Origin of the sequence: Streptomyces collinus Tu 365, from assembly GCF_000444875.1 — a bacterium.
In the GTDB taxonomy this organism is placed as follows: domain Bacteria; phylum Actinomycetota; class Actinomycetes; order Streptomycetales; family Streptomycetaceae; genus Streptomyces; species Streptomyces collinus_A.
On the sequence record NC_021985.1, the window covers coordinates 7,783,595 to 7,789,830 of the forward strand.

General features: G+C 73.2%; 1 protein-coding gene. It reads left to right on the forward strand.

Features of this window, described 5'->3' with window-relative positions:
* Positions 1-212 precede the first annotated feature (212 nt).
* Positions 213-6,212, forward strand: a complete 6,000-nt coding sequence (locus B446_RS33700; RefSeq protein WP_020937657.1) for a beta-ketoacyl synthase N-terminal-like domain-containing protein — start codon at positions 213-215, stop codon at positions 6,210-6,212.
* The last annotated feature ends 24 nt before the right edge of the window (positions 6,213-6,236 follow it).

A 6,236-nucleotide genomic window follows, 5' to 3' on the forward strand; every position in this document is an offset into this window, starting at 1 on the left:
GTCACGCTCAGTAAGGCGAAAAGTGACCCCAGGACGCTGTAGACGCGAGTGATCCACCGGGTTACGTTCTACATGCAACGGATGACACGGGGGAGTGTGCTGGTGCAGACGAGTGTGATTTCTGGCCCGTTATATCACCGAATATGTGGCTCAAACAGGTGGCGGCACGGCTGCACGCAGCTCCCCGTTCACCACCCCTGCGGTTCTGTCTCGTGACCGCCCGGCACGTCGTGCTGGGCCTGCCGACGCTCGCCACCGGTGGCCTCTCCGAGAACTGGCTGTTACGCGAGTCCGGCGACCTGCACTGGTCGCTGATCGGTGAGTACTTCGGCACCTCGGTCACCAAACTCGCCGACGCCGACGGCACCCGGTTGCTTCCGGCCTTCGTCCGGGTCCGCCACACCGCGAGCGCCTCGCTCGCCGCCTTCGCCGAGCTCGACGAAGGCGAGATGAGCGGTGAACTGACCAGACTGGACGACCGGCGGTTCCTGTCCGACATCCGCTTCGCCACCGGCACGGCACACGTCGACGTCCGGCTGCTCACCGTTTTCGTCCGCCGCTCGGACCGCAACTGGCTGGTTCCCGGCGTGCCACAGCTGCCCGGCTGCCTGCCGGCCCGGGAGCCGGACGCCGACCAGCTGGCCTTCCTGCACGACTTCCAGGAGCAGAGCGGTCGCCACACGGATGGTCCCGGACTGCACACCGAGCGTTACGAGCTCAATCCGGTCGTCGACGTCAACGCCCTCGGCCTGCTCTACTTCGCCTCCTACCCGCACATCAACGACCACGGCGAGCGCCGGTACCTGCACTCGCTGGCACCAGGCGGCGAGTGGGCCACCGCGGCCACCACCGTCAGACGCGACATCGTGTACCTGGCGAACTGCGGCGCCGAGGACACCGTGCGGTACCGGCTGGACGACCTGCGTCTGGAGGACGGTCACCGGGCGGTGCTGACCTCGACGTTGCTGCGCGAGGCCGACAACAGGCCGCTGGCCCGGATCGAGACGGTCAAGGCACTGCGCGGGTCCAGCGTGTTCGGCGGGCTCTGGGGTGACTCCGTCGCGCCCCGCGCCGCGCCGGCCCCGAGGGAACCCGCGCCCGCGACCGACGACGCCCTGGAAACGGTGCTGCTGCAGCTGCTGGAACGGGCGCTCGGACGGCCGGCCGGTTCCCTGACCGCCGACGACGACCTGCGGCGGTACGGCCTGGACAGCGTCGCGCTTGCCGAGATCGTGGCGCTGGCCCATGACGAACACGGCTTGCAGATCGATCCCAGCGCCATGTTCCAGGCCTTCACCGTCGAGGCCATGGCGCAGGTGATACGCGGCGAGGACCGCGAACCCCGACCGGTCACCGCCACGGCCGCACCGAAGCCGGGCGCCTCGGCACCGATCGCGGTGATCGGCATGGCCGGACGCTTCCCCGGGGCGGCCAGCGTGAGTGAACTGTGGGACCTGCTCGGCCGCGACGAGGACGCGATCCGCGACATCCCGATCGACCGCTGGGACACCGCCGCGCACCCGGATCTGGTGGGCCGGGCGGCCCTGCTCGACGACATCCGCCGCTTCGACCACGAATTCTTCGCCGTCAGCCCCCGCGAGGCCGCGCTGATGGATCCCCAGCAGCGGCTCATGCTCGAGGTGGCGTGGGCGACCGCCGAGGACGCGGGACAGGACCCCACCAAGCTGTCGGGCAGCCGGACCGGTGTGTACACCGGGGTCTGCCACTCCGACTACGCCACCGTGCTGGCCGAGCACGCCGGTCGCGACGAACCGCACCTGAGCGTCGCGGTCTCTCCTTCGCTGGTGGCCAACCGGGTCTCGTACGCCCTGGGCCTGCGCGGCCCGAGCGTCACCGTGGACACACTCTGCTCGTCGTCGCTGGTCGCGGTGGCCCAGGCCATCGCGGCGCTGCGGGCCGGAGCATGCGACCAGGCCTTCGCGGGCGGCGTCAACGTGCTGTGCGACCCGGGACGGCACGCGGCGTACCAGCGCGCCGGCGTACTGAGCCCACGCGGACGCTGCCACACCTTCGACGACGACGCCGACGGCTACGTCCGCGGCGAGGGGGCATGCGCGTTGCTGCTCAAACCCCTCGACCGGGCGCTCGCCGACGGCGACCGGGTGCACGCGGTCATCCGCGAGGTGGCGGTCAACCACGGTGGGCAGGCGCAGTCGTTCACCGCGCCCAACCCCGAGGCCCAGGCCGACCTGCTGGTCAGCGCCTACACCACGGCGGCCGTCGACCCCGCCACCGTCGGCTACCTCGAGGCGCACGGCACCGGTACCCGGCTGGGCGACCCGATCGAGGTGTCGGCCATGGTGGCGGCGTTCCGCCGGCTGTACGCGCACAGCCGGCATCCGATGCCGGACGCACCACACTGTGGCATCGGATCCCTCAAGACCAACATCGGTCATCTGGAGGCCGCCGCCGGTGTCGCCGGCATGATCAAAGTCATTCTCGCCCTGCGCCACCGGACGCTGCCGGCCACCCGCAACGTGCGCCGGACGAACCGCATGATCAACCTGTCCGGTTCGCCGCTGCGGCTCCAGCTGGAACAGGCCGCGTGGGAGCCGCCGCCCGGCGGCGGCCCCCGCCGGGCCGGGGTCAGCTCGTTCGGCATGGGCGGCACGAACGCGCACGTGGTCCTGGAGGAGGCACCGCCGGCAGCCGGGGCACCGCCGGTCGGCCGGGTGACGGTGCCCGTGTCGGCCCGCACCCCGCAGGCACTGCGGGACGCGCTCGTCGCGCTGCTGGACGTGGTGAGGTCACCGCAAGCGCCCCCACTCGCCTCGATCGCCCGGACGATGAGCACCGGCCGGGCCCGGCTGGCCTGCCGCGTCGCCGTCACGGCGGCAGACCTCGGCGAACTCGCGGACGCGCTGGCCGCCGCCGTCGACGCCGAGCCGCTCACCGGCGACGCCGGGACCGAGGGCCCGGTGCCTGCCGCCCCCGTCGTGTCGCTGCCGAGCTACCCCTTCCGGCGGGACCAGCACTGGGCGGCGCCCACCGCCGTGCCGCAATCGCCTAGCCCCGCCCCGCAGTTCCTCACCGCGGCCTGGCAGGACGCGCCGCCACCCGCGCCGGCGCAGCGCGGCCGTTTCCTGGTCCTCACGACGGACCCGAGCCTCGCGACGACGCTGTTCGGCGACGACGCCGTCGCGCATCGCCCCGGCGATCCGCTGCCCACCGTGCGGGGCCTGGCCGGCGTCGCCGATCTGGTCGACTGGGGAGAACCGGGCGCTCTGGTCACCGAGCGGATCCAGGTGCTGCGCGAGGTGCTCGGCCGGCATCCGCGCACCGGCCTGCGCTGCCTGCACGTCAGCGGCGCTCGCCGCTCGGCGCTGGCCGGCTTCTACCGCGCCGTCTCCGGAGAACTGCCCATGGTCGTCTCCCGCACCGTCCGGGTCGACGGTGACCTCGCCGACCTGGCCGCCGCGGTCGCGGCCGAGAGCACGGCCGACGACCAGGAGACCGAGATCCGGTACGCCGGCTCCCGACGACGGCGCAGCGTGGCCGGGTTCGCCCGGCCCGGCGACGTCGATCCGCTGACCGGTCTCGACCGGGGCGCCGTGCTGATCACCGGGGGCACCGGTGCCATCGGCCTGCGCCTCGCCGAGCACCTGGCCGACCGGGGTGCGCGGCACCTCGTCCTGATCGGCCGCTCCGAGCTGCCCGCCCGCAACCGCTGGGCGTCCCTGGCCGCCGAGCCGTCGACCGACCCGTTGCTGCGCACGCGCCTCACCGCCCTGCTGGCCCTCGCCGAGCGGGGCGTGAAGCTCTCGGTCCACACCCATGCGCTGAACGACGCGGTCACGCTGCGCAGGCTGATCAACCGGCATCGAGGCCGCGCCGGAGGGATCGCGGCGGCCTTCCACTGCGCGGGGGTCATGCACCAGCCCCGGTCGTTCCTGGCCAAGACGGCCGACGAGATCGCCGTCGTGCTACGGCCCAAGCTCGCCGTGGAGACACTGTGGGCTGCGTTCGGCAGCCGGCTGCCGCGCCTCATGGTCCTGTTCTCCTCGATCGCGGCCGGGTCGCCCCGGCTGGCCGGGGGCTATCTGGACTACGCCGCGGCCAACAACGTCCTCGACGACTTCGCCGAGGCGCACGCGGACGAGCCCGGGTGCGTGGTCCGGTCGCTGCGGTGGCCGCTGTGGCGGGACGTCGGAATGGGCGAGCGGCGTACCAGCGCCGGGACCGAACTGGGCATCCCCGACCTGGCGGAGGGCGACGCGCTGCGACTGCTCGACCTGGCGCTGCGGGTGCCGGGCGAACCGGTGCTGCTGCCCTGCCTGACGCGCCGGACCGCGGTGCCGGCCGACGAACTGTTCCGGGCGCCCCGGCGCGACCCCGATCCCGCCCCCGAGCCGGTCACCGCCCCGGCGGACGAGCCGGACGCGGCCGAGATCGACTGGCTGGCCGACGTCGTGGCCCGGACAACCCGCACCGAACGGTCCCTGCTGCGGCCCGACACCCACCTCGTCGACCTCGGTGTGGACTCGTTGCTGATGGCCGAGCTGGTCCGCGATCTCGAGGCAGCACTCGGCGACGTCGTGGACCCCAGCCTGCTCCAGGATCACCCCACACTGGCCCGGCTCGCCGCCGCGCTCACCGCCGCGGGAGCGCGTGCCCCGGCCACCGGCCCGGTGGCGTCCGCGGCAGAGCGTGTTCCGGCGACCGGCCCGGTGGCCTCCGCGGCGGAGCGTGCCCCGGCCACCGCCCCGGTGGCATCCGCGGCGCCGGCACGGACGTCCGCCGCGGACGGTGCCGCGACGCGGATCGCGGTCATCGGGATGGGCTGCCGACTGCCCGGCGCAGCCGACCCGGAGCAGCTCTGGCAGGCACTGCTCGCCGGGCGGGACCTGGTCGGCGACGTGCCGGCGGACCGCTGGGACACCACGGCCCTCTACCGGCCGGACGGCGGACCCGGGTTCAGCCAGAGCCGGTGGGGCGGCTTCCTCGACGACGCCGCCCTGTTCGACCCGGGCTACTTCGGCTTCGACGACGAGACGGCACGTCAACTCGACCCCCTGATACGCAAGACGCTCGAGGTCGCCGTCGAGTGCGTGCACGACGCCGGGTACACCGCTGAGGAGTTACGTGGCCGCCGGGTCGGAGTCTTCGTCGGCGGCCGGACGGGCAATCACCGCGCACACCTGCGGCCGCTGACCCGCGAGTCGATCGTCGGGATCAACCAGAACTACATCGCGGCGCACGTGTCGCACTTCCTCGACCTCGCCGGGCCGAACCTCGTGATCGACAGCGCCTGCTCGTCGGCGCTGGTCAGTGTGCACCTGGCCGCGCAGAGCCTGATGCTGGGCGAGTCCGAGATGGCACTGGCCGGCGGTGTGGACCTGCTGCTGGACGAGGAGCCGTACCTGATGCTCAGCGCCGGCAAGGCGCTGTCACCGACCGGACGCTGCCGCACCTTCGACGAGTCCGCCGACGGCTTCGTCCCGGGCGAGGGCGCCGGGCTGGTGCTGCTGAAGCGTCTCGACGCCGCCGAACGCGACGGCGACCGCATCCTCGCGGTCATCGAAGCGTCCGGTGTCAACAACGACGGCCGCACCATGGGCCACACCACCCCGAACGGGGCCGCCCAGCGGGCGCTGATCAGCGAGGTGCTCGCCCGCGGCGGCATCGACGCGCGCACCATCGGATACGTCGAGGCGCACGGCACCGGCACGATGATCGGCGACCCGATCGAGCTGCAGGCGCTGACCACCGTCTACCGGCAGCACACCGGCGACCGGGAGTACTGCGGGATCGGCAGCGTCAAGAGCTCGATGGGCCACCTGCTCAGCGCCGCCGGGATCGCCGGATTCATCAAGGCCGTGCAGACGCTCCGGCACGGACTGATCGTCCCGACCCTGCACTGCGAGCGACCCAATCCGCGGTTCGCGTTCGGCGAGTCACCGTTCTTCCCCGCACGGACCACGACCGAACTGCCCGCCGGCAGCCGCGTCGCGGTCAGCGCCTTCGGATTCGGCGGCACCAACGCCCACGTCGTACTCGGCCCCGGCGCCCCCGAGGGGACCGGGCGGGCTCCGCTGCCCTCACCGGAGTACCGGCGCCGCCGGTTCTGGCACCACCGCGCCGGGATCCTCACGACTCCCGCCCGCCCCGCCGCGAGACCGGTCCGGTCGGCGCGCCTCGATCTCACCGTCACGCCGGTCGCGGCCCCCGCGCTCGACCGTTCCCACCGCTGAGCCGCGACCACCGGGAGACAACAC